The organism is Streptomyces sp. DSM 40750 (assembly GCF_024612035.1).
Classification (GTDB): domain Bacteria; phylum Actinomycetota; class Actinomycetes; order Streptomycetales; family Streptomycetaceae; genus Streptomyces.
In genome coordinates this window covers 9,791,325-9,816,621 of sequence record NZ_CP102513.1, presented here as the reverse complement: position 1 = coordinate 9,816,621, position 25,297 = coordinate 9,791,325, and the positions used below count along the sequence as shown (strand labels likewise).

At 71.2% G+C, this 25,297-nt stretch carries 20 protein-coding genes; 8 read left to right on the top strand and 12 right to left on the bottom strand.

Annotation, left to right across the window (positions count from 1 at the left end):
• Window positions 1–33: 33 nt before the first annotated feature.
• The 3 genes from JIX55_RS42990 (at window position 34) to JIX55_RS42980 (ending at window position 2,116) form a co-directional block, all read left to right on the top strand.
• Window positions 34–579, top strand: a complete 546-nt coding sequence (locus JIX55_RS42990) for a sigma-70 family RNA polymerase sigma factor (RefSeq protein WP_257568619.1) — start codon at window positions 34–36, stop codon at window positions 577–579.
• Window positions 580–734: 155 nt separating this feature from the next.
• Complete coding sequence (locus JIX55_RS42985) at window positions 735–1,250, top strand: hypothetical protein (protein WP_257568618.1); 516 nt, start codon at window positions 735–737, stop codon at window positions 1,248–1,250.
• Window positions 1,251–1,456: 206 nt separating this feature from the next.
• Window positions 1,457–2,116 (top strand): hypothetical protein, encoded by a 660-nt coding sequence (locus JIX55_RS42980; protein ID WP_257568617.1) that lies wholly within the window; start codon window positions 1,457–1,459, stop codon window positions 2,114–2,116.
• A gap of 135 nt (window positions 2,117–2,251) precedes the next feature.
• Here JIX55_RS42980 and JIX55_RS42975 read toward each other — a convergent pair whose 3' ends face one another.
• Both JIX55_RS42975 and JIX55_RS42970 read right to left on the bottom strand, forming a co-directional pair.
• Entirely contained in the window at window positions 2,252–3,121 is an 870-nt protein-coding gene (locus JIX55_RS42975) for an Fpg/Nei family DNA glycosylase (RefSeq protein ID WP_257568616.1), read from the bottom strand.
• A 177-nt stretch (window positions 3,122–3,298) separates the two neighbouring features.
• A complete protein-coding gene (locus JIX55_RS42970; protein ID WP_257568614.1) occupies window positions 3,299–5,377 on the bottom strand; it encodes a SpoIIE family protein phosphatase in 2,079 nt (692 codons plus the stop codon).
• 115 nt (window positions 5,378–5,492) lie between these two features.
• Here JIX55_RS42970 and JIX55_RS42965 point away from each other — a divergent pair, with 115 nt between their 5' ends.
• Together JIX55_RS42965 and JIX55_RS42960 are read left to right on the top strand one after the other, a co-directional pair.
• The gene (locus JIX55_RS42965) at window positions 5,493–6,917 is read left to right on the top strand and encodes a lipase maturation factor family protein (RefSeq protein ID WP_257568612.1); all 1,425 of its coding nucleotides are present in this window, start codon (window positions 5,493–5,495) and stop codon (window positions 6,915–6,917) included.
• A gap of 150 nt (window positions 6,918–7,067) precedes the next feature.
• On the top strand, window positions 7,068–8,417 hold the full coding sequence (locus JIX55_RS42960) for an amidase (protein WP_257568611.1): 1,350 nt from the start codon (window positions 7,068–7,070) through the stop codon (window positions 8,415–8,417).
• A gap of 185 nt (window positions 8,418–8,602) precedes the next feature.
• Here JIX55_RS42960 and JIX55_RS42955 read toward each other — a convergent pair whose 3' ends face one another.
• Window positions 8,603–8,776 carry a hypothetical protein gene (locus tag JIX55_RS42955; protein ID WP_257537331.1) on the bottom strand — a complete coding sequence of 58 codons (174 nt, stop codon included), beginning with the start codon at window positions 8,774–8,776 and terminating at the stop codon, window positions 8,603–8,605.
• A 496-nt stretch (window positions 8,777–9,272) separates the two neighbouring features.
• Here JIX55_RS42955 and JIX55_RS42950 point away from each other — a divergent pair, with 496 nt between their 5' ends.
• The gene (locus tag JIX55_RS42950) at window positions 9,273–9,770 is read left to right on the top strand and encodes a hypothetical protein (RefSeq protein ID WP_257568610.1); all 498 of its coding nucleotides are present in this window, start codon (window positions 9,273–9,275) and stop codon (window positions 9,768–9,770) included.
• On the opposite strand, the gene JIX55_RS42945 is transcribed toward JIX55_RS42950, so the two are convergent.
• The 5 genes from JIX55_RS42945 to JIX55_RS42925 all read right to left on the bottom strand — a co-directional run bounded on the left by JIX55_RS42945 (window position 9,749) and on the right by JIX55_RS42925 (window position 16,193).
• A complete protein-coding gene (locus tag JIX55_RS42945; protein WP_257568609.1) occupies window positions 9,749–11,242 on the bottom strand; it encodes an SDR family NAD(P)-dependent oxidoreductase in 1,494 nt (497 codons plus the stop codon). The two genes, JIX55_RS42950 and JIX55_RS42945, sit on opposite strands and share 22 nt — an antisense overlap.
• Before the next feature lie 207 nt (window positions 11,243–11,449).
• On the bottom strand, window positions 11,450–12,796 hold the full coding sequence (locus JIX55_RS42940) for a wax ester/triacylglycerol synthase family O-acyltransferase (RefSeq protein ID WP_257568608.1): 1,347 nt from the start codon (window positions 12,794–12,796) through the stop codon (window positions 11,450–11,452).
• A gap of 165 nt (window positions 12,797–12,961) precedes the next feature.
• A complete protein-coding gene (gene glgC / locus JIX55_RS42935; RefSeq protein ID WP_257568607.1) occupies window positions 12,962–14,182 on the bottom strand; it encodes a glucose-1-phosphate adenylyltransferase in 1,221 nt (406 codons plus the stop codon).
• A gap of 45 nt (window positions 14,183–14,227) precedes the next feature.
• Entirely contained in the window at window positions 14,228–15,379 is a 1,152-nt protein-coding gene (gene glgA, locus JIX55_RS42930; RefSeq protein WP_257568606.1) for a glycogen synthase, read from the bottom strand.
• 94 nt (window positions 15,380–15,473) lie between these two features.
• On the bottom strand, window positions 15,474–16,193 hold the full coding sequence (locus JIX55_RS42925; protein ID WP_257568605.1) for a (2Fe-2S)-binding protein: 720 nt from the start codon (window positions 16,191–16,193) through the stop codon (window positions 15,474–15,476).
• A 228-nt stretch (window positions 16,194–16,421) separates the two neighbouring features.
• Between JIX55_RS42925 and JIX55_RS42920 the strand changes: the two genes are divergently transcribed.
• Entirely contained in the window at window positions 16,422–17,570 is a 1,149-nt protein-coding gene (locus JIX55_RS42920; protein WP_257568604.1) for a DMT family transporter, read from the top strand.
• Window positions 17,571–17,603: 33 nt separating this feature from the next.
• On the opposite strand, the gene JIX55_RS42915 is transcribed toward JIX55_RS42920, so the two are convergent.
• The gene (locus JIX55_RS42915) at window positions 17,604–18,746 is read right to left on the bottom strand and encodes a transglycosylase family protein (RefSeq protein WP_257568603.1); all 1,143 of its coding nucleotides are present in this window, start codon (window positions 18,744–18,746) and stop codon (window positions 17,604–17,606) included.
• A 337-nt stretch (window positions 18,747–19,083) separates the two neighbouring features.
• Here JIX55_RS42915 and gndA point away from each other — a divergent pair, with 337 nt between their 5' ends.
• Window positions 19,084–20,523: an NADP-dependent phosphogluconate dehydrogenase gene (gndA, locus tag JIX55_RS42910; RefSeq protein WP_257568602.1), complete on the top strand. Its 1,440-nt coding sequence runs from the start codon at window positions 19,084–19,086 to the stop codon at window positions 20,521–20,523.
• A 499-nt stretch (window positions 20,524–21,022) separates the two neighbouring features.
• Here the strand turns inward: gndA and JIX55_RS42900 are convergent, their stop codons facing one another.
• The 3 genes from JIX55_RS42900 to JIX55_RS42890 form a co-directional block, all read right to left on the bottom strand.
• The gene (locus JIX55_RS42900) at window positions 21,023–21,367 is read right to left on the bottom strand and encodes a GNAT family N-acetyltransferase (protein ID WP_257568600.1); all 345 of its coding nucleotides are present in this window, start codon (window positions 21,365–21,367) and stop codon (window positions 21,023–21,025) included.
• A gap of 49 nt (window positions 21,368–21,416) precedes the next feature.
• Complete coding sequence (gene panD, locus JIX55_RS42895) at window positions 21,417–21,836, bottom strand: aspartate 1-decarboxylase (RefSeq protein ID WP_257568599.1); 420 nt, start codon at window positions 21,834–21,836, stop codon at window positions 21,417–21,419.
• A 166-nt stretch (window positions 21,837–22,002) separates the two neighbouring features.
• Window positions 22,003–25,296 (bottom strand): DEAD/DEAH box helicase, encoded by a 3,294-nt coding sequence (locus JIX55_RS42890; RefSeq protein WP_257569684.1) that lies wholly within the window; start codon window positions 25,294–25,296, stop codon window positions 22,003–22,005.
• Window position 25,297 lies beyond the last annotated feature (1 nt).

The following is a 25,297-nucleotide window of genomic DNA, read 5'->3' as shown; positions in this document are numbered from 1 at the left end:
TCCACGCGAAGCGCCCCGCGTTCCCATACGGCCATGACGGCCGGAACCACGATCACCAACGGGACGACCGCCGAACACGAGCTGGCCGAGCTCCAGCGCGAACACGGCCGCCCCCTCTTCGCCCTGCTGCTGCGACTCTCCGACGGGGACCGCCATCGCGCCGAGGACCTGGTGCAGGAGACCTTCGTGCGCGCCTGGCAACACCCCGAGGCGCTGCGCGCCGACGACTTCGACTCCGTACGCCCCTGGCTGCTCACCGTCGGGCGGCGGCTCGCCATAGACGCTCGGCGGGCCCGGCAGGCGCGCCCCGCCGAAGTGGGGGACGCGGTGCTGGAGAACGCCCGCGTGATGGCCGATCACGCCGAACGGTCGGTGGCGACCCTCGATGTGCGCCAAGCTGTGAAGACACTCACTCCCGAGCACCGCGAAGTACTGGTGCAGGTGTACTTCCAGGGGGCGAGTGTGGCGGAAGCCGCCGAAGCCCTGGGAATCCCGCCCGGTACGGTGAAGTCGCGCGCGTACTACGCGCTGCGCGCCCTGCGCCGGGTGCTTCCGGGATACGCGGCCGACCTGCGGTGAAACCCATGGCCGAGTCAAACCTCCGTAAAGCGCCTTGCTGAGGACCCCGGTTGAGCAATCAGCTGTCTTCATCCGTGTTCCGGATGAGGGCCTGGGACTTGGTCTCCAGGCCCGGGGTCGGGCGACGCGCACGCACCGGAGGAAGGCAGGAAGGGATGCTGCACAGAGGTCAAGAGAGCACGGACGGCGCCGGAGGCGGCGAACTGGCCGTGCCGATGGCGTGGTTCTACGCCGAGTACATCGCCGAGGAGCTGCTGCGGACGGGCGACCTGATGCCGCCGACGTCCTTCGAGTTCCGTGCGGGGCGGGACGCCCTGGCGCTGACCATCTTCCTCTCGGACGCGGGCGGTGAGCTCTCCGGCATCCGGGTCGTCACCCAGCTGGAGACCTGGCTGTCGCTGACGGCGTACGACCAGCCGTGGCAGGACTGGGTGTGCGAGCGCATGGCGCACTTCACCGCCGAGGCGCTGGAGGTCGGCGGCCCGTCACCGGACCTGGAGCTGGCGGCCGCGGCCTGGCGGTGGCTGGAGGAGACCGAGCTGCTCGCTCCCGACCTGGACGCGGTCCCGGGCGGGGGCGCGGTCTTCGGTGAGGACGACGGCCCAAAGGTCTGGACTCCGGCCTGGCGGCTCGGTCTGCCGCTCGGACATCTGGCGATCCATCTCTTCTAGCCCCGGCGACCTTGCGTTCAGGTGTCGGCCATCCACCTGTTCCGGCCCGGGCGAACCATATTTTTCGGTCCCGGACCAATCCGCGCGGCGGAGGGCTCCGAATCTTTTGGTTGGCATTGGTCGTGGGCTTGAGTGATTCGCCGGTCTGGTCCGTACCGGTGGGGGCAGGAAGCAACCCCCACCGCACACCGGCCCGAGGAATCGCCATGTGGTCCCAGGATCGTCATCACGACGTCGGCGCGTACGCGCTGGGCGTGCTGGACGAGGTGGATTCGTTCCACTTCGAGGACCATGTCCGCGGCTGCCCCCAGTGCGCGGTACAGGTCACCGAGTTCCGTCCAGCAGCCCGGCAGCTGATGCTGTACCGCAACGCGACCCCGCGGGCCGTGCACCCCTTCGCGGCGCCCGGTCCCCGACTGCTGGGCCGGCTGCTCGACGAGGTGGCCGCCCGGCACCGGGCGAAGCGCAGGCGCTGGCTGTTCGCGCTGGCCGCGTCCGTGGTCATCGCCGTGGGCGGCCCCGCCGTCGCCGTTCTCGCAGGTCCGGGTGAGCCGCCGGACACGGTCGCCGCCACCGACGCCAAGACGGGCGTGTGGGCCGAGGTCAAGGCCGCGGACCGGGTCTGGGGCGCCGACATCGAACTGAAGGTCAAGGAGGCGGACGGCGCGCACGCCTGCCGGCTCGTCGCGATCGGCAAGGACGGCTCCGAAGAGACGGCCGCCAACTGGAAGTCCCCCGAAGGTGCCGACAAAGCCTCCACGATGATGGGCGGCACCGCCATGCAGCGCGAGGACATCAGCCACTTCGAGGTCCGCAGCCAGGAGGGCGAGCTGCTCGTGACCCTCAAGGCCCCGGCCTGGCGCTGAATCGGTCCGCCGGATCGGTCCGCCAATTGGTCCGTACCTTCAATGGTTGCGGATCATGGACGGCTCCGATTCACGGGCTGTCTCAGCGGTCCCGAGCCGCCGTCGGCGCGTACTTGAGCACTACTTGAGCACGCGCTACTTGAGCAACCGTGACAGCCGCCGGTCGGCGAGTGGCTTGCCGCCCGTCTGGCAGGTCGGGCAGTACTGCAGCGAGGAGTCGCTGAAGGAGACCTCGCGGACGGTGTCACCGCACACCGGGCAGGGCTCCCCGGTCCGGCCGTGGACACGGAGCCCGCTCTTCTTCTCCGCCTTCAGCCTCCCTGCCGCGAGCCCCCGGGAGCGCTCGACGGCCTCGGTCAGCGTAGCGCGCAGCGCCTGGTGGAGATGCCGGGTCTCCTCCGGCTTCAGCGACGAGGCCAGTTTGAAGGGCGACATCTTCGCGGCGTGCAGGATCTCGTCGCTGTACGCGTTCCCGATCCCCGCGATCAGGCTCTGGTCCCGCAACGCGCCCTTGATCTGCCGCCGCTCGCCCGCGAGCAGCCCGGCGAAGCGGGTCACGTCGAAGTCGTCGGCGAGAGGGTCCGGACCGAGCCGGGCGATTCCCGGGACCTCCGCCGGGTCCCGTACGACGTAGACGGACAGGCGCTTCTGCGTTCCTGCCTCGGTGAGGTCGAAGCCCTCCCCGTTCTCCAGGGCGACCCGTAGCGCCAGCGGGCTCTTGCCGCCCGGCTTCGGCGGACCGTCCGGCAGCCGGTCCTTCCAGTGCAGCCACCCGGCCCGGGCAAGATGGGTCACGAGGTGCAGTTTCCCGCCGTCCGCCTCGATGTCCAGGAACTTCCCGTACCGCCGTACACCTGTGACCACCCGCCCCTCCCATGCGGTGACCGGCGGGTCGTACGTCTTCAGCACACTGATCGCCACCGGCAGCACGCGGACGACCTCGTGGCCGACGAGACTGCCGACCAGGAAGTCCCGGAGCGCTTCGACTTCGGGCAATTCAGGCATACGTCCAGAGTGCCACGGGGTGCCTCCGGCCGGTGGGTGGTGCGGGTGCGTGAGGGCTGGTCGCGCACTTTCCCGCGCCCCTCAGAAGCACGGTTTTCCAGGGGCGCGGGGAACTGCGCGAGCAACCACACACCACCCGCACGGCCCGACCAGCGCGCCCCGAGCCATCAGGCGCCCTCACAGAAACACGAACTCGCACCACACACACTTCCCCCCGCCCCGCGCCTCGACCCCCCACACATCCGTCAGCCGGTCGACGAGCAGCAGCCCCCTCCCGGACACTCCCGACTCCCCCGCCTCCCGCCGCCGCGGCAACGCGCTGGACGAGTCCTCCACCTCGACCCGCAACCGCCGATCGGACCCGGTCAGAGCCCTGAGCGTCACGATCGCGGAGCCCTCCGTATGCATGAGCGCGTTGGTGATCAGCTCGTCGGCGACGAGCTCGATCTCGTCGGCCCGATCGCGCGCACCCCAGGTGCGCACCGCCGCGCCGATCATGTGCCGGGCCTCGGTGAGCGCCTCCGGGTCGCCGGGACCGACATGCTGCTGGAGCCGTCCGCCCGGCTGCTCGGCACCACGGCTGCGGCGCCGCAGCAGAAGCAGGGCCACATCGTCGTCACCGCCTCTTTCCTCCGCCACGTCGATGAGCCGGTCGGCGAGGTCGTCGACGTCGTCCGGCCCGGTGGCGATCAGCGCCTCCAGCGTCCGCATGCCGTCGTCGAGGTCGGCGCCCGGCTCCTCGATGAGCCCGTCGGTGCACAGCAGCAGCGTCTGGCCGGGGTCCAGTTCGACGGCGGTCACCGGGTACTCCAGGCCGCCGAACTCGGCGGACAGCCCGAGCGGCAGGCCCCCGTCCACGGTGACCCGGTGGCAGCTGCCGTCGGTGTGCCGGATCAGGGGGTCTATGTGCCCGGCCCGGACCACCTGGACCACTCCGGTCGACAGGTCGGTCTCCGCGTACAGGCAGGTCGCGAAGCGGTCGGTGTCGAGTTCGTGGAGGAAGGTGGAGGCGCGGGCCATCACGGTGGCCGGAGTGTGGCCCTCGGCGGCGTAGGCCTTGAGGACGATGCGGAGCTGGCCCATGACGGCCGCCGCGTGCGTGTCGTGGCCCTGGACGTCGCCGATGACCGCGCCGATCCGGCCGCCGGGGAGCGGGATGAGGTCGTACCAGTCGCCGCCGATGTCCCGGCCGAGCGACCCCCCGATCGAGGCGGCCCGGTAGCGGACGGCGATGTCGGCGCCGGGGAAGCTGGGGATGGACCGGGGCAACATCGCCTGCTGGAGGCCCTCGGCGAGGTCCTTCTCCTGCTCGTAGAACATGGCCCGCTGCAGGCTCTGGGCGATGCTGCTGCCGAGCGCGACGAGGACGTCGCGCTCCTCGCGGGTGAAGCCGCGTCGGTCGTTGTAGAGCAGCCCCATCGCGCCGATGGGCCGGGCCTGCACGATCAGCGGCAGGTAGGCGGCCGAGGTGATCTTGAGGTCGGTGATGTGCGGCCACAGCAGCGGATACGACTCGGCGAACTCCTCCGGGGACTCGATGAAGTGCGGTACGAGCTGCCGTACGACCTCGTTCATCGGGTACTTCACGTCGAGGCGGGTGATCCGCGTGCCGGGCACATAGCTGTCCTTGGGGCCGGCGGCGACCATGCGGACGCGGCCGGCCTCCACCAGGCCCATCACCAGGCTCGTCGCGCCGAGGTGGGTGAGGCCGTCGGTGTCCTCCAGGACGTCGATCACGTCCTGGACGGTCCGGGCGTGGGCCAGGGCGGCCGTGATGACCTGGACGACGTTGGTCCGTCTGCGGCGGGCCTCGTCGTGCGCGGCCCGCTCGGTGCGGGCGCGGATCTCGCGCAGTTCACTGGTGGCGTCGCGGACGATGCCGATGACACGGTACGGACGGCCCGTCCCGTCGCGGCGGATGTAGCCCTGGGCGTGGGTCCAGCGCAGGGTGCCGTCGCGCAGCCGGATGCGGAAGTAGGCGCCGTAGTTCTCGCTGCCGTCCTTGAGGGCCTGCGAGACCAAGGTGTCGAGTCTGCGGCCCTCCATCGGGGGCACCCGTACCGACAGGCTCTCGGGGTTGCCGTCGTACTCGTCCGGGCGCACGTCGAAGATCTCGTGGGCCGTCGCGTCCATATGGAACGCACCGGCGTCGAGGTCCCAGTCGAAGGTGCCCATGCGGTTGAGCGCCAGGACCGGGTCCGGGTGGGCGAGCCAGTCGTCCGGGACTTCCGATTCGCTCGCTCCCCGATCAACCATGGGGCTACTTTGCCAGCAATTGCCCGATTATTCGAGTGGAGGGGTGACGCGCGATTCCGCTCACTATTGTCAGTACTGCCCCTGTCCCGGCGCGCGATCCAGGAGCGCGAGAGCCATGGAGTGGTTCACCGCACCCGACTACTGGCTGAGCCGGCTGCTCTTCCAGCGGGCCCTTGCCGCCATCTATCTGGTCGCCTTTCTGGGGGCGGCCCTGCAGTTCCGCGCGCTGCTCGGTTCGCGCGGCATGCTGCCCGTGCCCCGGTTCGTCGAACGGGTGCCGTTCCGGCACGCGCCGAGCGTGTTCCACCTCCACTACTCGGACCGTTTGTTCGCGGCGTGGGCCTGGACGGGCTGCGCGGTGTCGGTGGCGCTCCTCGCGGGCCTCGACTCGCTGCTGCCCCTCTGGGCCGGCATGCTGCTGTGGCTGGTGCCGTGGGCGATGTACCTGTCGATCGTGAACGTGGGTCAGACCTGGTACTCGTTCGGCTGGGAGTCGCTGCTGCTGGAGGTCGGCTTCCTGGCCGTCTTCCTCGGCAACGACGAGGTGGCGCCGCCGATCGTCGTGCTGTTCCTGCTGCGCTGGGTGCTGTTCCGGGTCGAGTTCGGCGCCGGGCTGATCAAGATGCGCGGCGATGAGTGCTGGCGGAAGCTGACCTGCCTCGACCACCACCACGAGACCCAGCCGATGCCGGGCCCGCTGAGCTGGTTCTTCCACCACCTCCCCAAGCCGTTCCACCGGGCCGAGGTGGCCGCCAACCACTTCACCCAGCTCGTGGTCCCTTTCCTGCTGTTCACCCCGCAGCCGATCGCCACGGCCGCCGCCTCCCTGATGATCCTGACCCAGCTGTGGCTGGTGCTGTCGGGCAACTTCTCCTGGCTGAACTGGATCACGATCGTGCTGGCCCTGTCCGCCGTCGACTTCGGGACGACCGCACCGGACACCCCCGACGCGCCCCTCTGGTACACGGTCGTCGTGCTCGCCGTCACCGCGCTGGTCCTCTGGCTCAGCTACCACCCGGTCCGCAACATGATCTCCCGCCGCCAGGTCATGAACCGCTCCTTCGACCCGGTCCATCTGGTCAACACCTACGGGGCGTTCGGCAGCGTCAGCCGGGTTCGGTACGAGGTGGTGGTCGAGGGGACGGCGGACGACGTGCCGCGCGAGGACTCGGAGTGGCGGGAGTACGAGTTCAAGGGCAAGCCGGGTGATCCGAGGCGCTGGCCACGCCAGTTCGCCCCGTACCACCTGCGGCTCGACTGGCTGATGTGGTTCGCCGCACTCTCCCCCGCGTACGCCGGTTCCTGGTTCGGGGCCATGGTGGAGCGCCTCCTGGAGAACGACCGCGACACGCTCCGGCTGCTCCGCCGCTCCCCCTTCCCCGCCGACGCCCCGCCCCGGTTCGTCCGTGCCCGCCTCTTCCGCTACCGGTACACGACCTGGCGCGAGCTGCGGGAGACGGGGGCCTGCTGGGAGCGGACGTACGTACGGGAGTTCATGCCGCCGACGCGGCTGGCCAGGTCGCCCGCGCGGAAGTCGTAGCGGGGCGGCCGTAGCCGGGGTTCTTCACCGCGGCCTCTCGACGCGGGGCCGTCCCGCAGGGCACAGTGCTCCTCGTACTCGACCATTACTCACGAGTACGCCCCTTTGTCGCGTACGACACCGACGCGCACGACATCGCCAGGAGCGCCCGTGACCAGTTGGGTCGGCCGGACCGCCGTCGAGACAGCCGCCGCCGTTCGGGAGAGGCGGGTCACTCCGCGTGAGGTGGTGGCGGAGCATCTGGCGCGGATCGAGGCGCTGGACGGGCGGGTCGGGGCGTTCCGCAAGGTCCGGACGAAGGCGGCCCTGGCGGAGGCCGACGAGGTGGCCGGCCGGGCCGACCTGGCCGAACTCCCGCTGGCGGGCGTGCCGGTGGCGGTCAAGGACAACCTCGCCGTGCGGGGTGAGTCCACCCGGAACGGGTCCGTCGCGACACCGGACACGGCGGCCGAGGACGACCATGTGACGGTGGCCCGGCTGCGGGCGGCCGGCGCGGTGGTCGTCGGGCTCACGAACGTGCCCGAACTCTGTGTCTTCGGCACCACGGACGGGGTGCACGGCACCGCCCGCAACCCGTGGGACACCTCGCGCACGACCGGCGGTTCGTCGGGCGGCAGCGCCGCCGCGGTCGCCGCCGGACTGGTGCCGCTGGCCCTGGGCAACGACGGGATGGGCTCGCTGCGCATACCGGCCGCCAACTGCGGTCTGCTGGGCCTCAAGCCGGGCTTCGGTGTCGTCCCGGCCGACATCGGGCACGGCGACTGGTTCGGCATGTCCGAGAACGGCCCGCTCGCGACGACGGTCGAGGACGCCCGGCTGATGTTCCAGGTCCTGGCGGGAAGGGAGACCGGACGACCGTCCGAGACCGCCCCGCCCACCCCCGGCATCGCCCTCTCCGTACGCAGCCCCCTGGTCGGCGTGACCGTCACCCGCCCGTACGCCGATGCCGCGCGACAAGCCGCCGAGTTGCTGGCCGGGGCGGGGCATCGGGTCCGGCCGGCCGATCCGCCGTATCCCGTCTGGCTGGGCACGACGTCGCTGGCGCACTGGACGGCGGGCACCGCGGTGGACGCCGAGGGCCTCGATCCGAAGCTGCTCACCCGGCGCACGCGGGTGCACGCGGCCGTGGGGCGGCGCTTCGTGAAGGGGGTCCGGGCGGGCGACCGCCGGGAGCAACTGCGGCGGCGCCTTGAGCCGTTCTTCGCGGAGCACGACGTGCTGCTCACCCCGGCTCTCGCCCGGCGCGGGCCCGCCGCCGCGAACTGGCACGAGCGTGGATGGCTGCGCAATCTGCTGGTGAACACCAACTACTCGCCGCTGACCCCGCCGTGGAATCTCACGGGCTGGCCGGCGATGTCCGTGCCCTTCGGCACGCTTCCGTCGGGCGCGCCCTGCGCGGTGCAGTTGGTCGGCCGCCCGGGCTCCGAGCTCGAACTCCTGGCGGTGGCGGGCCGGCTGGAGGAGCTGCGGCCCTGGCGGCGGACGGCACCGATCGACTAGGGGGTGTCGTTGGGATCGTGCCGACTTCGGGCTGCGGTTCCTGATGGCCGGCCCAGGCCGGATCCGAATGACAAGCCCTGGCCACGTCGGAGGATCCAGGCCGGCCGTCGGCGGTGACTTCTGTGATCCGCATGGGCGTGCGGCCGGCACGCCCATGCGGCTGGCGATCGCGAAGGTCCTGCCGGTCAGTCCACGCTGGGCAGGATGTGGGGCTCGGCGAGGTCGTCCTCGTAGCCCGCCAGTCGGATCGGAGCGGACCTGGCCCACACGTCCAGGCTGCCGAGCTCCTTCTTCGACCGGCCGCCGCTCTCCGTGCGTTCCTTGGGGCGCTGATCGCGATTCGTCTTCTCTGGTGTCACCGCGCACTCCTTATGTGTCGGGTCACCCTCGGGACGTCGGCCCAGCCTGCCGCTGTACGCCTGACGTCCGCTCGGGTCTGAGTCGATGTCAGTTCGGACGCGGTGGCGCCGGTGTTCCTGGATGTGAGAGCAGGCCGTGGTGACCGGCTTGTCCCGGGACGGACCGTGGGTGTGGGTGGGACCCAAATACGGCTGTCCGTCCGGTACAGAGTAACCAAATGAGCGGGCCGCCGCTCGATGGGGCTGAAAACAAGAGGTAACTGTCTTGAGTCGTTCAGCGCCCAGCAGGCCGCACCCTGAGGAAATTTGGCCCATTTGTTCGGTTTTCTCATCACTCGTTCGGCTCAGCACTCGCCCCTCGCACCGGGCCGACGACCCATCGGATCGCTGCCCTCGGCACGTAGTTCAGGTCCCGTTGGCCGAATCGCAAGCCGACCATGATCTGCTCAGGTGTCGCAACGGCATTTCTCGCGGGCGGACTCGGGAGGAACGACGCATGGAACTGCGCAGCGTCGAGGAGCTGATGGATCTGCTGCACGCCTGGCGCGGCGGCAGGGAGGCGCCGGACCGCCGCCGGGGCACCCCGGTCGATGCGCACGAGCACGCGCTGCAGACCGCCGCGCTGTTGCGCCGTGGGCGGCCGGCCGACAAGGAGCTGCAGGTGGCTGGCCTGGTGCACGCCATCGGACATCTGCTCCGTCCGGGTGATGACACCAGCCACGCCGACCTGGCCGCCGACACGGTACGCCCGCTGCTCGGCGAGCGGGTCGCCCGTCTCGTACGCCTGCACGCCCTCGGCCCGGACGATCTCGTGCGCCTGCACGCGGGCGGATGGGCCGACGCGACGCTCGTCGAGGACGTGCTGGCCCTGCGGCACGCGGACGAGGCGGGCTGGACCCCCGGCCTGGACGCGGGGGTCCTGGAGGACTGGCGGACGGTGCTGGAGCTGGTGTCGGACCGGGCGAGGGCGTCTCACCACTTGCCGGGCGCGTAGTCCTTCAGGAAGACGCCGTACAGGTCCTCGCCCTGCTCGCCGCGCACGACGGGGTCGTAGACGCGGGCCGCGCCGTCGACGAGGTCGAGCGGGGCGTGGAAGCCCTCGTCGGCGAGGCGCAGCTTGTCGAAGTGGGGGCGCTCGTCGGTGATCCAGCCCGTGTCGACCGAGGTCATGAGGATGCCGTCGGTCTGGAACATCTCCTGGGCGCTGGTCCGCGTCACCATGTTCATCGCGGCCTTGGCGGCGTTCGTGTTCGGGTGGCCCGCGCCCTTGTAGCCGCGGCCGAAGACGCCCTCCATCGCCGAGACGTTGACGACGTACGCGCGTCCGCTGGTCGCCTTCCTGGCTGCGTCGGCCATGACCGGGCGGAGCTTGCTGATCAGGATGAACGGTGCCGTGTAGTTGCACAGCTGGGTCTCGAGGAGTTCCACCGGGGAGATCTGCTCGATCGTCTGCACCCAGGTGTTGCTGTCCACGACGTCGGGGACGAGGCCGCCCGCGTCGATGGCGGTGCCGTCGAGGTGCCGGGCGACGCTGGCGTTGCCCGCGACCAGGGCGAGGTCGGCGACCTGCTGGGCGTCGAGACCGCTGATGCCGACGGGCAGCGCGGTCAAGCCGTCCACGGCCCCGGAGTTGAAGGCGCCGATGACCTGGTGCGCGGGGAGCTCACCGGCGGGCAGCGGGGCGCTCTCGCCCTCGACCAGGGCGGCGTAGGCGGAGGGCAGGCGGCGTACGGTCTGGGTCGCGTTGTTGATGAGGATGTCGAGGGGGCCCGCCTCGGCGACCTGGTCGGCGAGGGCGACGGCCTGCGCCGGGTCGCGCAGGTCGATACCGACGACCTCCAGGCGGTGCATCCAGTCCGCCGAGTCGTCCATGGCCTTGAAGCGGCGGATGGCGTCCTTCGGGAAGCGGGTGGTGATGGTGGTGTGCGCGCCGTCGCGCAGCAGCCGCAGGGCGATGTACATGCCGATCTTGGCGCGGCCGCCGGTGAGCAGGGCTCGCTTGCCGGTGAGGTCGGCGTGGACGTCGCGCTTGCCGCGGTTCAGGTCGGCGCAGTCGGGACAGAGCTGGTGGTAGAAGTAGTCGACTGCCACGTACCGCGTCTTGCAGGTGTAGCAGGAGCGCGGGCGCTGGAGTATCCCCGCGACCTTCCCCTCCTCGGTGACGGACGACGGCAGGATGCCCTCCGTCTCGTCGTCGATGCGCTGGGCGGAGCCGGTCGCCGTGGCCTCCGTGACCGCCTTGTCGTGCGCGGTCTTGGCGGCGCGGCGTTCCTGGCGGCGGCGCTGCTTCACCGTGCGGTAGACACCGGCCGTCGCGCGGCGCACCGCGATCGCGTCGGGGTGGTCGACCTCCAGCTTGTCCAGTTCCTCCAGCACGCTGAGGCACACGGCGAGCCGCTCGGGGTCGATTCCGGGGCCGTACGCGACCTCGTCCGTGGTCGCCGGGCCGTCCTCTGTCACCGTCATCGCGCTGCCGTTTCCCTGATCACCCGCGGCGCGCCGACCGCATCCGCTATCGAACGCGGAATTGTACGGAGCGACGGGCCCGGTCACCAAAAACCGGGTTTCTCCCCCGCCCGGTGGGCTGGTTCGGCTGCGGGTGGGTGGGGCTACTCGCGCAGTTCCCCGCGCCCCTGAAGGCGCGCGGGGAACCGGGCGCTCACCGCCCCGGTGTCACGGCTCACACGCCGCCAGTAGTTCCTCGACCTCCCGGGTCACCGCCTTGGCCAGCAGCTCCAGGTCCGGGACGGCCTCCGCGTCGGCGACCAGGCCGTAGTGGACGCTCCCCCGGTACGTGGAGACGGCGACGGCGAGGGACTGCCCGTGCGCCAACGGGGCGAAGGGGTAGATCTCGGCGAGGGGGCAGCCGCCGAGGCGGAGGCCGAGGCTGGGGAGGGGGACGCTGGTGACGAGGATGTCGAACCAGAGGCGGGCGGCCTGGCTGACCAGAGGGCCGCCGAGGCGGTGGCCCAGGGGCGGTACGTGGTCGGCCAGGAGGGCGACCGCCCCGGCACCCCGGTTGGGCCCGGCGTCCTTGTTGCGGTCCATCGCCGTGCGGACCGTGCGAAGTCGCCTGAGCGGGTCGGGATCGTCGACGGGCAGTTTCATCAGGTACCCGGAGAGCCGGTTGCCCTGCGGGTGCGCCGTGCGCGGGCGGCGTCTGGAGACGGGGATCAGGGCCCGGGGCGCGACCCCCTCGCTGCCGTCGCCCCGCTCGTCCAGCCAGCGGCGCAGCGCTCCCGCGACCACGGCGATGAGGACGTCGTTGACGGTGCCGCCGACGGTCTTGCGGATCCGGTGCACGTCGTCGAGGTCCACGAGCACCCCGGCGGTACGGCGGGTCCCGCTGGCCTCGGAGGTCAGCGCGGCGGTGGACCGGGCGCCCAGTGTGGCGTCGAGCGTGGTCCGGGCGACGGACGCGCCGATGTCGAGGGCACGGCCGAGGTCGGAGAAGGTGCCCCGGACGAGCCCGGGCAGCTTGCGCACCTCGCCGAGGAGGCCGAGCGGCGGCTCCACGGGACGCGGCCGGGGCGCCGGCATGTCCATCGGGTCCATGACGGCGGCGGCGAGCGTCAGCGCCCGCAGCCCGTCGGCCAGGGCGTGGTGGAACTTGAACAGGACGGCGAAGGAGGTGCCGTCCGCCCCCGGCAGCACATGCGCCTCCCACGGCGGCCGGCCGCGCTCCAGCGGGCGCTCCATCAGCCGCCCCGCCATCTCGTGGAAGTCGGCGGTCGGCGCGTGCAGCCGTACGTGGTCGAACGGCTCGAAGTCGGCCACGGGCTCCCGGGTCGCACCGCCGAACGCCAGCGGCAGCCGTACGCCCGGCAGCCATACGTCCCGGATCCGCATCCGCAGCCCGGGCACCCCGGCGGCCCGCGCGGCGAGCAGCTCGGCGGCGTGGGCTCCCGCGGTGGGCGAGTTCGCCGCGAAGACGCCGAGGGCGGCGAGGTGCATGGGATGTTCGGCGGACTCGATGTTCCAGAACGCCAGGTCGAGTGGGGCGAGCAGATCAGAAGTCAATGGCTTGCCTCGCGTCGACGAAGGGTGAGTCAGCAGTCAATCGCTGTTGGCCGATTACGGTCAAGTACGATCAAGCTACGCACAGTTAACAGCAGATTAAGTCCCACCACATGCGAAAGGCGGGACCCATGGGACATCTGCGTCCACAGTGGTCACCCTGAAGGGCTACGGAACCTGCTGCCCCTTCCCCAGAGCGATCACTCCACCCTTGGAGACCGTGTACAGCGCGGCATCCCGCTCGGGGTTGACGCCGATGGTGGCACCCGGGGGCACCTGGACGTTCTTGTCGAGCACGGCGCCCCGGACGACCGCACCCCGCCCGATGTGGACATTGTCGTGCAGGACCGAGCCCTGGACGACGGCACCGGGGTCGACGACGACCCCCGGGGACAGGACGGACCTGGTCACCTGGCCGCGTATCAGGCAGCCCGCACTGATGATCGACTCGCTGGCGATGCCGCCCGCGTTGAAGCGGGCCGGGGAGAGCTGGCCCGAACTGGTGTAGATGGGCCAGCTGCGGTTGAAGAGGTTGAAGGCGGGGCGCTCGGCGATGAGGTCCATATGGGCGTCGTAGTAGGCGTCGAGCGTGCCGACGTCCCGCCAGTAGCCCTGGTCGCGGGTGGTCTCGCCGGGCACGTGGTTGGCGCTGAAGTCGTACAGCTGCGACTCGCCCCGGTCGGTGAGCTGGGGCAGGATCGAGCCGCCCATGTCGTGCACGGAGTCCTCGTCCTCGGCGTCCCGCTGGAGCGCTTCCACCAGGGCCTTGGTCGTGAAGATGTAGTTGCCCATCGAGGCGAACACACACTCGGGGTCGTCGACCAGACCCGGCGGGTCGGCCGGCTTCTCCAGGAAGCGCTCCACGGTCCGGCCGTCGGAGCCGGGCGTGATCACGCCGAAGGAGGACGACTCGGTGCGCGGCACACGTATGCCGGCCACTGTCACGCCCGCGCCGCCCTCGATGTGCTGCGCCAGCATCTGGCGGGGGTCCATGCGGTAGACGTGGTCGGCACCGAACACCGCGATGTACTCGGGCTGTTCGTCGTGCACCAGGTTCAGGGACTGCAGGAGCGCGTCCGCGCTGCCCAGGTACCAGCGCGGGCCGAGCCGCTGCTGGGCCGGGACCGGCGTGACGTAGTTGCCCAGCAGGCTCGACATCCGCCAGGTCGTGGTGATGTGGCGGTCCAGGGAGTGCGACTTGTACTGCGTGAGCACGCAGATGCGCAGGATGTCCGCGTTGACTAGATTGGAAAGGACGAAATCGACGAGGCGATACGTTCCGCCGAAGGTCACCGCTGGTTTCGCACGGTCGGCGGTCAGGGGCATCAGCCTCTTCCCCTCACCGCCCGCCAGTACGATTCCCAGCACCGAAGGTCCACCGCGCCGCATGCCGCCGCCCCTCTACGCCCGGTTGTGCCGAACCCAGTTCCTTGACTACCCCTGCTTGAGGACTTCCTCGTAAAGCTGGACCGTCCGCCGGGCGACCGCGTCCCAGCCGAACTCCCGCACCGCGCGCTCCCGTCCGGCCTCGCCCATGCGGGCGGCCGTCCGGGGGTCGGCGAGCACCGAGTCGAGGGCGCGGGCCAGCTGAGCCTCGAAGTCGTCCTCGGTCGACACGAGGAGGCCCGTGACGCCGTCCTCCACGACCTCCGGGATACCGCCGACCCGCGAGGCGACCACGGCCGTTCCGCACGCCATGGCCTCCAGGTTGACGATGCCCAGCGGCTCGTACACCGACGGGCAGACGAACACGGCGGCGTGGGTGAGGAGCTGGATCACGTCCGGGCGCGGCAGCATCTGCGGGATCCAGAACAGGCCCTCACGTACGCGGCTCAGTTCCGCGAAGAGGTCGCGGAACTCCTGGTCGATCTCCGGGGTGTCGGGCGCGCCGGCGCAGAGCACGACCTGCACGGCCGGGTCGATGTCCCGTACGGCGCGCAGCAGGTGGGGCACGCCCTTCTGGCGGGTGATGCGGCCGACGAAGAGGACGTACGGGCGGCCGGTGTCGAGGCCGACGCGGTCGAGGACGGCCGTGCCGTGGTCCGGCTGGTAGAGCGAGGTGTCGATGCCGTTGTGCACGACGCGGACCTTGGCCGGGTCGAGTGCCGGGTAGCAGCCGAGGATGTCGTCGCGCATGGCGCCGGAGACGGCGATCACCGCGTCGGCGGACTCGATGGCGGTGCGCTCGGCCCAGCTGGACAGGGCGTAGCCGCCGCCCAGTTGCTCGGCCTTCCAGGGGCGCAGCGGCTCCAGCGAGTGGGCGGTCATCACATGCGGGATGCCGTGCAGCAGCTTGCCGAAGTGGCCGGCGAGGTTGGCGTACCAGGTGTGCGAGTGGACCAGCTCGCGGCCTTCGAGGCCGGCCGCGATGGAGAGGTCCACGGAGAAGGTGCGCAGCGCGTCGTTGGCGCCGTCGAGCGCGGACCAGGGCCGGTGGCGTACGACGCCGCCGCCCGCCCCCTCGCCCCAGCAGTGCACGTCCAGATCGACGAGGGACCTCAACTCGTGGGCGAGGAACTCGACATGGACCCCCGCACCACCGTAGACGTCGGGCGGATACTCCCGGGTCAGCAGGCCGACTCGCACCCGGAACCCCCTGTCTCAGTGGCTGGTTCCCACATGGTCACTCAGAAGGGTCGGTTGGGGAAGACCGCAATTTTCGCGGGCGGCGCAGCGCCTGTCAGGTTCGGCGGGGCGGCCGGTCGAAGCAGCAGTCGCCGCAGAGTCCCCCGCCGGGCAGCCGGTAGTAGAGGCAGCAGCTGCGGCGGCGGTACGTCGCCGGGTCGAGCGTGCCGGCCAGGTCGGGGTGCGTGAACAGGTCGGCGGCGAGCGCGCGGGCCCGGCTCCCCACCTCCGGACGACCGTTGGCGACGGCCCAGCGGTCGAGCTGACGTACGGCGCCCATGAGGGCGGACGCGGCGTTCCCCCACAACAGCCGGGCGGATAGGGGCAGTTGAGCACGCAGAGCCGCTGCCAGGGGTACGAGATGACCGTCTCGTACGACCTCGCCGATCCGCTCGGCGGGCAGGCTCCGCACCTCGCTCAGCCACAGCTCGTCGGGGGCGCTCGCGTCCGCGTCCCAGCGCAGGAGGCACGGGTCGAGGTCGGGTACGCGGTCGTACAGGGCGGCCGCCCCGAGGGCCACCGACCACAGGCGCGCGGCGAAGCCGAGGTGAGCGAGGGAGGCGGCCACGCGCGGTTCGGTCGTGTGTACACTCCGGGCGACTTTTCGGACACGGAAAATTACGGGATTCGCGTAAACCTCCTTCTCCCCATCGGCATCCCGTGCCGCGTAGGCCTCCGCGAGTGTGGGCAGCGGGCCGTGCGGTGCTTCTCCCGTGCGTAGGACGAAGAAGCCGCCGAGGGCCGAGAGGGCGGTGAGGCCGGGGTCGTGGTCCACGAGGACGAGTAGTACCAGGGCCCGCGCCCGCGCTCACCTGCGGGCCTGCACTCCGTGTCGCCCGCCCGGGGTATGACGGAGGGCCCCTCGTACTCCATCGGCAGTAGGACTCATTGAGTGCTCAGGTACGACGACGCGAACGCTTTCGCGAGGCATCGTGGACATTATGAAAGCCGAGCGTTCACCGCGGCGGGCCCGGAGCCCCCGCGCTTCGCTGAGGAGCCCATCATGAGCGCCCTCGCGTTGTCCGTCCTGTTGTCGTTCGTCTCCGCCGTCGCGTACGCCGGTGGGGCGATCGTGCAGGAGCGTGTCGCGGTGTCCTCCCCGGGTCACTCCTACGCGCCACTGCGCCGGCCGGGCTGGTGGGCCGCCGTCGGGCTGAACGGCCTCGGCGGGCTGCTGCACGTGGTTGCCCTGGCCTACGGCCCGCTGAGCCTGGTGCAACCGCTGGGTGCGCTGACCATCGTCTTCGCCCTGCCCATGGCCGCCCTCTTCGTGGGCCGCAAGGCGGGCGCGACGGCCTGGCGGGGCGCGATCATGGCGACGGTGGGCCTCGCGGGCCTGCTCTCCCTGGTCGGCTCGTCCGATGTGCAGTCCCTGGACACCGCCCAGCGTGTGGTGGTGGCCGTGGTCAGCGGTGGCGCGGTGGCCGCGCTGATGGTGGCGGCACGCGCGGCGCACCGGCACCCGGCGGTGCGCAGCATCCTGCTGGCGGTCGCCTCCGGTGTCGCGTTCGGTATGTCGTCGGTGTTCACGAAGACGGTCGCCGTCGACTGGACGGACGGCGTCATGCTCTCCGACCTGCCCACCCTCGCGGTCATAGGCGTCTTCGCCACGGCCGGTCTGCTGCTGTCCCAGGCCTCCTACCGAGGCGGCGGACTCGCGGCCCCGCTCGCCACACTGACCGTGGTGAACCCCGTGGTGGCGGCCGCGGTCGGCATCACGATGTTCGGCGAGACGTTCCGCTACGGCACGACCGGCACCGTCCTCGCACTGGGCTGCGGCGTCGTCGCGGCGGGCGGTCTGATCCTGCTGACCACCGAGCGCCTCGGCGACGAGGTCCGGGCGGAGCGCGCCGACGAGGAGGTCACGGTCGCGGCCGCCGACCGGGAATCGCTCGCCCTGGAGAAGCTGCTCGCGGGGCTGCCGCGGCAGTCCGCCGGAGTACCGGGCGCCGACGACTCGATCGCTCTGGACAAGTCGATCGCTCTGGACAAGCGCGTGGTCGTACCGGCCCCGTTCCTGGGGAGGAGCGCGGCGGAAGAGGACGACGCTTCGCCCGGGCTGCTGCTGCGTCCGTTCCACGGCGAGCTGTACGTCCCGCGGACGCTCCTCGACCGGCATCACGACCGGCATCACGACCGCGTGAAATCCTGAGCGGGAGGCCCGGACCGGGCCTCCCGCACCACGTCAGATCCGGACCCCGCCCGCCCGCAGATAGGCGATCGGATCGATGTCGCTGCCGAAGCCGGGCCCCGTCCGCACCTCGAAGTGCAGATGCGGGCCCGAGCTGTTGCCCGTGGAGCCGGAGCGGCCGATGCGCTGGCCCGCGCTCACGCTCTGGCCGGCCTTCACGGAGATCGCCGACAGGTGGGCGTACTGCGTGTAGCGGCCGTCGGCGTGCCGGATCACCACCTGGTAGCCGAAGGAACCGCCCCAGCCCGAGGTGACGACCTCCCCGGCGGCCACGGACTTGACCGTGCTGCCGGTCGCCACGGGGAAGTCGACGCCCGTGTGGTAGCCCTTGGACCAGGAGGAGCCCGAGGCCCGGTAGGGCGTGCCGAGGGCGGCGCTCACGGGGGCGACGACGGACGCCGACTCCTGCCGCTTCTCGGACGTCTGCTTCTTCTGCTCCTTCTGGACCTTCTTCTGTTCCTTCTGGACCTTCTTCTGCTCTTCTTTCTGCTCTTCTTTCTGCTCTTGCTTCTGTTCCTTTTTCCCGCCCGTCGCGCTCACACTCAGCCGCTGGCCGGGGATTATCACGTCCGGGTCGGAGCCGATGGTCTTGCGGTTGGCCTCGTAGATCTGACGCCAACCGCCCTTCACCTCACGGGAGTCGGCGATCTCGGAGAGGGTGTCGCCCCGGACGACCGTGTACATCTCGACCTTGCCCGCCTGTGACTGGGGCGTGGTCTGCGGTTTCACGTCCTCGATGGTGCGGGCGGGCCCGTCACCTCCCCGGGTCAGGCCCGCGCGTTCCGAGCAGACGGGCCAGGCGCCGGGGCCCTGCCCGTCGAGGACCTTCTCGGCGATCGCGATCTGCTGTTCCTTGGTGGCCAGGTCCGCGCGGGCCGCGTAGGCGGTGCCGCCGTAGGCCTCCCAGGTGGACTGGCTGAACTGGAGGCCGCCGAAGTAGCCGTTCCCGGTGTTGATGTTCCAGTCGTTGGTGGACTCGCAGGCCGCGACCTTGTCCCAGGTCTCGACATCGGCCGCCTCCGCGACCCCGGTGCCGATCAGCGGGAGCGCCATCCCGGCGCCACCCGCCGTGACGGTGAGTGAGGCGCGGTTGATTCTGTTCGGCTGATACCGGCGGTGCCGACCGCGTACGGCCATGGAAAAGCCCCCCTCGCCCTATGCGATGAGCCGCAAAAGTAAGCGCCGCGAACCGGCCATGACAAGACGAAAAACCAGCCGCTCCCGTCACGCGAATGGCGGGTTAGCGACCTGCTCCGGCGCGTAAGTGCCCCCGTCCGGCGCGCGAGTGACCAGGGACGGCGCGCAAATGACCCGGTTGCGCGCCCCATTGAGGCAGGTGGGGCCCTTCCCGCGTACTCAAGCCCGGCAGGCCGCGCAGTGCGGACGGGGCCGGTGCACGTCAGGATGGCCGGAAGGACAATACTGGCGGGCAGGAACGGCACCACCGATATCAGGATCCATAGGAGCCAACCGTATGAGCACTTCAGCCCAGATCGGCGTCACGGGCCTCGCGGTGATGGGGAGCAACCTCGCCCGCAACTTCGCGCGCAACGGCTATACGGTCGCCGTCCACAACCGCTCGGCGGCCAAGACCCACGCGCTGGTGAAGGAGCACGGGCACGAGGGCGACTTCATCGCGGCCGAGAGCGCCAAGGAGTTCGTGCAGGCGCTCGAACGGCCCCGGCGCCTGGTCGTCATGGTGAAGGCGGGCGGACCGACGGACGCGGTGATCGAGGAGTTCGCACCGCTCCTGGAGCCCGGCGACATGATCATCGACGGCGGCAACGCGCACTTCGCCGACACCCGCCGCCGTGAGGCCGCGCTGCGCGCGCAGGGCATCCACTTCGTCGGCGCGGGTATCTCCGGCGGCGAGGAGGGCGCGCTCAACGGGCCCAGCATCATGCCGGGCGGCCCGGCCGAGTCGTACGACTCCCTCGGCCCGATGCTGGAGAAGATCTCCGCGAAGGCCGCCGACGGTGCGCCCTGTGTGACGCACGTCGGTCCGGACGGCGCCGGGCACTTCGTGAAGATGGTCCACAACGGCATCGAGTACGCCGACATGCAGCTGATCGGCGAGGCGTACCAGCTGCTGCGCGACGTGGCCGGCTACACGCCCGCGCAGATCGCGGAGATCTTCCGCACCTGGAACACCGGGCGGCTCGACTCGTATCTGATCGAGATCACGGCCGAGGTGCTGGCGCACGTGGACGAGGCCACCGGCAAGCCGTTCGTGGACGTGGTGGTCGACCAGGCCGAGCAGAAGGGCACCGGCCGCTGGACCGTGCAGATCGCGCTGGACCTGGGCGTTCCGGTGTCCGGTATCGCCGAGGCCGTCTTCGCGCGGTCCCTGTCGGGTCACGCCGCGCTGCGCGAGGCATCCCGCTCGCTGGCCGGCCCGAAGGCCACTCCGCTCAGCGCGGCCGAGGCGGGTGCCTTCGCCGACCGGGTCGAGCAGGCGTTGTACGCCTCCAAGATCGTGTCGTACACCCAGGGCTTCCACGAGATCGACGCGGCCCGCGACGAGTACGACTGGAACATCGACCTGGGCAAGGTCGCCTCCATCTGGCGTGGCGGCTGCATCATCCGGGCGGCCTTCCTCGACCGGATCCGCGCGGCGTACGACACGCGGCCCGACCTGCCGAGCCTGCTCTCCGACGAGACGTTCGCCCAGGAGATCGCGGCGGCGCAGGACGACTGGCGTGAGGTGCTGGTCGCCGCGACGCGTCAGGGTGTGCCCACGCCCGGATTCGCGGCGGCACTGGCGTACTACGACGCGCTGCGTGCCGAGCGGTTGCCTGCGGCGCTCACGCAGGGGCAGCGGGACTTCTTCGGGGCGCACACGTATCGGAGGGTGGACCGGGAGGGATCGTTCCACACGTTGTGGGGGCAGGGGCGGTCTGAGATCGAGGCCTGAGGGTTGGCCCAAGGGGAGGCCTACGGGTTGACCTGAGGGGAGGAGACTGCGGACCGGTCGGCGGCTGAGGGTCGCGTGCGGCTGGTCGCGCAGTTCCCCGCGCCCCTGAGGGCGCTGGGGTGGCCCGGCGTGGAGATGTCCGCGCCGGGCCGCTTCTGTTTCCTGTACGCCCTACGACAGCGGGCCCGGCTTCGGTTCGCCCGGGATCGGGTCCGGTCCCGGGGGCTTGGGGACCGGGTCCGGTTCCGGGGTGGGGCGGGGGTCGGGGGTGGGGACCGGGTCCGGGAACGGGGTCGGAGGGAAGGGTTCCGGGTGGTCGGGGCCCGGGCCCGGGGTGGGGCCGGGCCTCATGGGGTCCGGGTCTGGGTGCGTCATCGCGTCCTCCAGCCAGTGGGTACGTCGGCCATGGACTTGTGCCACGGGTACCCGTGGCCCGCACGGGCAGTCACCCGGTCGACGGAGCCGCTGTGACCGCTGACCGCCCCCGGTCGCGGACCCCTCAGAATCCCTCGGGGTGCGCGATGAGCCAGTCCTTCGCAGCCCTCAACAGCTCCGGGTCGGCGGCCGGGGCCTCCTCGGGGTGGCGTTCGGCCCACCTGACGACGTACGGGCACAGGGGTGCGACGACGACGCCCTCGCGGGCCGCGATGCCGTACAGCTCCCGTGCCAGCGAGCCCGCCACGCCCTTGCCCTCGTACGCGGGCTCGACGATCGTGTGGACCGGGACGAGCGCGCGCCGCGGGGATTCGAGGACGAAGTACTGGATATGGCCAGCCAGCTCGTCGCCTGCGAAGGCTTCCAGTCGGCCGGCCGCCCGGTCGTCGCGGATCTGTACGTCGCTCATGGCACTCCTCGCGTGCGGTGGGGAACGCCGGGCGGCCGCGCTCCTGGCCTCAGACGGTGACGGCCTGCGGGCTGCGCCGCTGGTCCGAACCCGGCACCGGCTCGGACGCGTCCGAACCCAGGGCCACGATCCGGTTGCCGCGGTCCACGTGCACGACCCTGGGCTCCAGGGCGCGGGCCTCGGCGTCGGAGACCTGAGCGTAACTGATGATGATCACCAGGTCTCCGGGATGCACGAGATGGGCCGCGGCACCGTTGATCCCGACGACCCCCGAGCCCCGCTCACCCTCGATGACGTACGTCTCCAGGCGGGCGCCGTTGGTGATGTCCACGATGTGCACGAGCTCGCCGGGCAGCAGATCGGCGGCGTCGAGAAGGTCGGCGTCGATGGTCACGGATCCGACGTAGTGGAGGTCGGCCTGGGTGACCGTGGCGCGGTGGATCTTGGACTTGAACATGGTGCGCAGCATGCTGAACTCCTAGAAGACGGCTCCCTGCCTGCTCGCTGCAGGTCAAGGGCTGTGTGTCGTCAGCCTACGGAACGGCGTGGGGGAACCACAGGGAGATCCCCGTCACGTCGGCGGCGGTCGGAGAGTCCATTGCCCGGTGCTGAGGAGTCCCTTGTGAAACCCGTTGTCAGGAGTGCCCGTTGTAGGGCGCGAGCCACCCTGCGGCGTGGCGGTCGCCGCGTGTGAAGACGGCGCTGCCTCGTCGGCCTCTCGACGGGTCATCGGGATTGCCCGGCGGGTAGTCGAGTATGGCGGGGGTGCCGTCGGAGACGTACCGGATCGTCGTCGCGCCGTCCCAGAGGCAGATCGTCGTGCCGTGCGGGGTCTCCACACGCAGTGAGTCGGAGTGCGGGGTGAGGGCGGTGCCGGTGGCCCGCTGCTTGAGCAGCGCCTGGTATCGCGCCGGTGTGATCGCGCTGTCGCGCGGCGGGATGGTGCCCGTCCAGTCGGGGGCACCGATACCGCGATCGCGCGCCGCGCGCCACATGCGCGGTACGAGACGCGGTGCCAGCCGCGGTGTGGCCATCCGGCCGCACATCCACAGCAACCGGCCGGCGCCCCGGCCGGGGCCGAGGGCGCGCCAGCGAACGCGTTCGGCGAGGTCGGCGGCCACGACGGCCGCCCAGGGGTGGAGGGTGCCCAGCTCTCCCTGGGCACCCAGCCAGGCCAGATAGCGCTGGGCCTCGTCGAGGACGGCCGTCAGGCTCTCGGCCGGGATGCCGAGCACGTACCCGGCGCGCGCGGCGAACGTCTGGGGGCTGGTGGCGACCAGCAGCAGCACCGCGTGGGCCAGGTCTCCCGGCAGCAGTCCCTCGTTCTTGTCCGGTGGTTCCTGATCGACCTCCAGCTGCTCCGTCCGGCCCTGGTGGCGCAGCACCCTGCGCAGGGTGGCACGGGCACGGTCGCTGAACGCGGCCTCCGCCAGTTCCGGCAGCCGGGTGGCCAGCAGCCTCGTCAGTGCTTGTTCGGCGTGGTCGGGGTCCTCCGGTACGGGCAGGTCGCGTACCGCTTCGGACAGTTCGTGCGCCAGGACGGCGTCCACCATGAAGCGGCTGGTCAGCGTGCCCAGTTCGGTCGGTTCCAGGAACGTGTCGCCCCCGGGTCCGGCATGCCGGCGCAAGAAGCCGGCCTCCTCCAGATAGTCCGCGGCGTCATGGAGCGGCTCGACGCTGTCGTGCCCCTGATGGAAGGCGAACGTGTCGGTCCACCAGTCCTCGGCCTCCTCCAGCGAGGTCACGCGTCCCTGCACCAGTTCGGCCAGCAGGTGGTCGGGCAGCCGGTCGCCGATACGCGAACGCACGGTGTAGCCGACGGTCAGCCGCGCCTGCCACTCGGGGCGCTCCGTCTCGTCCGCCAGCAGATAGGCCCAGCCCTCCCGCTCCCCCGCGCCGACCCGTCCGGCGCGGCCGAACATCTGCTGCACCATGGACACCTCGATCCGATTCCGGCCGAGGCGGACATCGCGCACGACGACGGCGCGGGCGGGGAGGTTCACGCCGGCGGCCACGGTGGAGGTCGCGACCAGGACGTCGGTCTCGCGGGCCCGGAACGCCTTCTCGGCCTCGCGTTTGTACGGCCAGTCCCGGTAGTGCAGTCCGACGCCGGCGCTGCCGCACAGCCGCTCGACGAGTTCTGTGTCGTCCGCGTCGACGCCGCGTGTCGGGACGCCGCGGTCCGCGGCGATGGCAAGTGCCGTCGCACGCACTCCGCGCTTGCTGCTGCAGAAGACGAGCACGCTGCCACCCTCGTCGGTCACGGTCCGGGCCAGCCGCACGGCGGCGGAGGTCCGGGCAGCGGTGGACCGCATGGAGCGTTCGCCGTCGCGTGCGGCGGGCAGCAGGGGGATCTGCCAGGTCAGCCGGGTCGGCCGCCATGGCGTACGGATCAGCCGGGCCCCCAGCCAGTTGGCGACCTCCTCGGCGTTGGCCACGGTCGCCGACAGTCCGACGATGCGGGTCTGGGCGCTGTCCTCGCGTACCCGCGTGAGCACCGCTTCGAGCACGGCGCCACGCGCCGGATCACCGAGCAGGTGGATCTCGTCGACGACCAGACAGCCGACCTCGGCGAGGACGCCGGCCAGCGACCCGTTTCGGCAGATCGCCTCGAACTTCTCGGTGGTGGCGACCCAGATGTCGGCCTCGCGGACGAGTTCGGTGTCGGTGGCGTACTCGCCCGTGAGCCGGACGACCTCGATGCCGTGCCGCCGCCAGTTCTCGAGTTCGCGGTCGAGTTCGTCGGTGAGCGACCGCTGGGGGACGAGCCAGGCCGCCTTGCGGCCCTGCGCGTGCGCCCGCAGCGCCGCCACCATGCCGATGGGCGTCTTGCCGGCGCCGGTCGGGGCGACGACCATCACATGGCCGTCGTCCTCCAGCAGGGCGGGAACGGCGTCGGCCTGGGCCGGGTTGAAGGTGGGGTGCGGCAGCAGCCGGGTCCAGTCCTCGGGGACCAGGTCGGTGACCGGTACGTACGAGGCCTCGTCGGCGTCGGGTAGATCCGCCAGGGCGTCCCACTGGGCCTCGAACGCGTCCCGGGCGGCGTGCGCCCCGGGTCCCGCGACGGGGGTGGGCGGCATGGGGGAACCCAGGCCGGCGAACGCGCGGGCGGGGTGGGCCACCAGATCCGTGGGACTGCCGAACTCGCCCACCGTGCCGACCTGTTCGTCCTCCATCCAGTGCCGTACGCCGCGGAACGGAATGCCCTGCTCGGCCAGGCGGGCGCGCAGGTCGTCGAAGGCGGGGCCCTCGGGCAGGATGACCCGGATGTCATCGGCCGCCGTCACCGCCCCCTCGGGCGGCCGCCAGGCAGGGTCGGTGACCTTGCACCAGAACAGGTGGCGCTTCTCCGGTTCGGTCGGCATCGGCAGATCCGCCGGCCAGGCAGGGGCGGGAGAGGCCTCTACCACGGTGATGGTGACGCCCGGGCCCGTAGGGCAAGGGCCGAGGAAGCGTTCGAATCCTCGTGTCCCTTCGGACCTCCATGCCGAGTTCGTCCGTGCCGTCGCCCTGACGCGCGTCCCCGTCGACCCCGCCGCGCCCGCCCGGCGAGACGCCCGTGGCGGGGGCACGGCACCGGACTCGTTCGCCTCGCCGGGCTCCACCGCATCCGGCTTCGCCGCGTCCGACTTCGCCGCACCGGGCCGCGCCCGCAGCTTGTCGTAGGTCTTCACGCCCAGGTCGGCGAGGGTGTACACCGCCGGGCAGACCGGGCAGACGACCGCCACGTAGCGGTAGACCTTCCCCGCCGACTCGTACGGTTTGCGCAGCGAGTGCATCCGGCCGTCGCACTCGGGGCAGGGGCGTGGCACCTCCTCCTCGTAGGTCCAACCGGGTTCGGTGAGACGGGCGATGAGACCGTCGGCGGGCAAGGCGACGCCCCAGCGCTCCCGTACGACCTCCACGACCGTCAGACCGAGTTCGGCCATG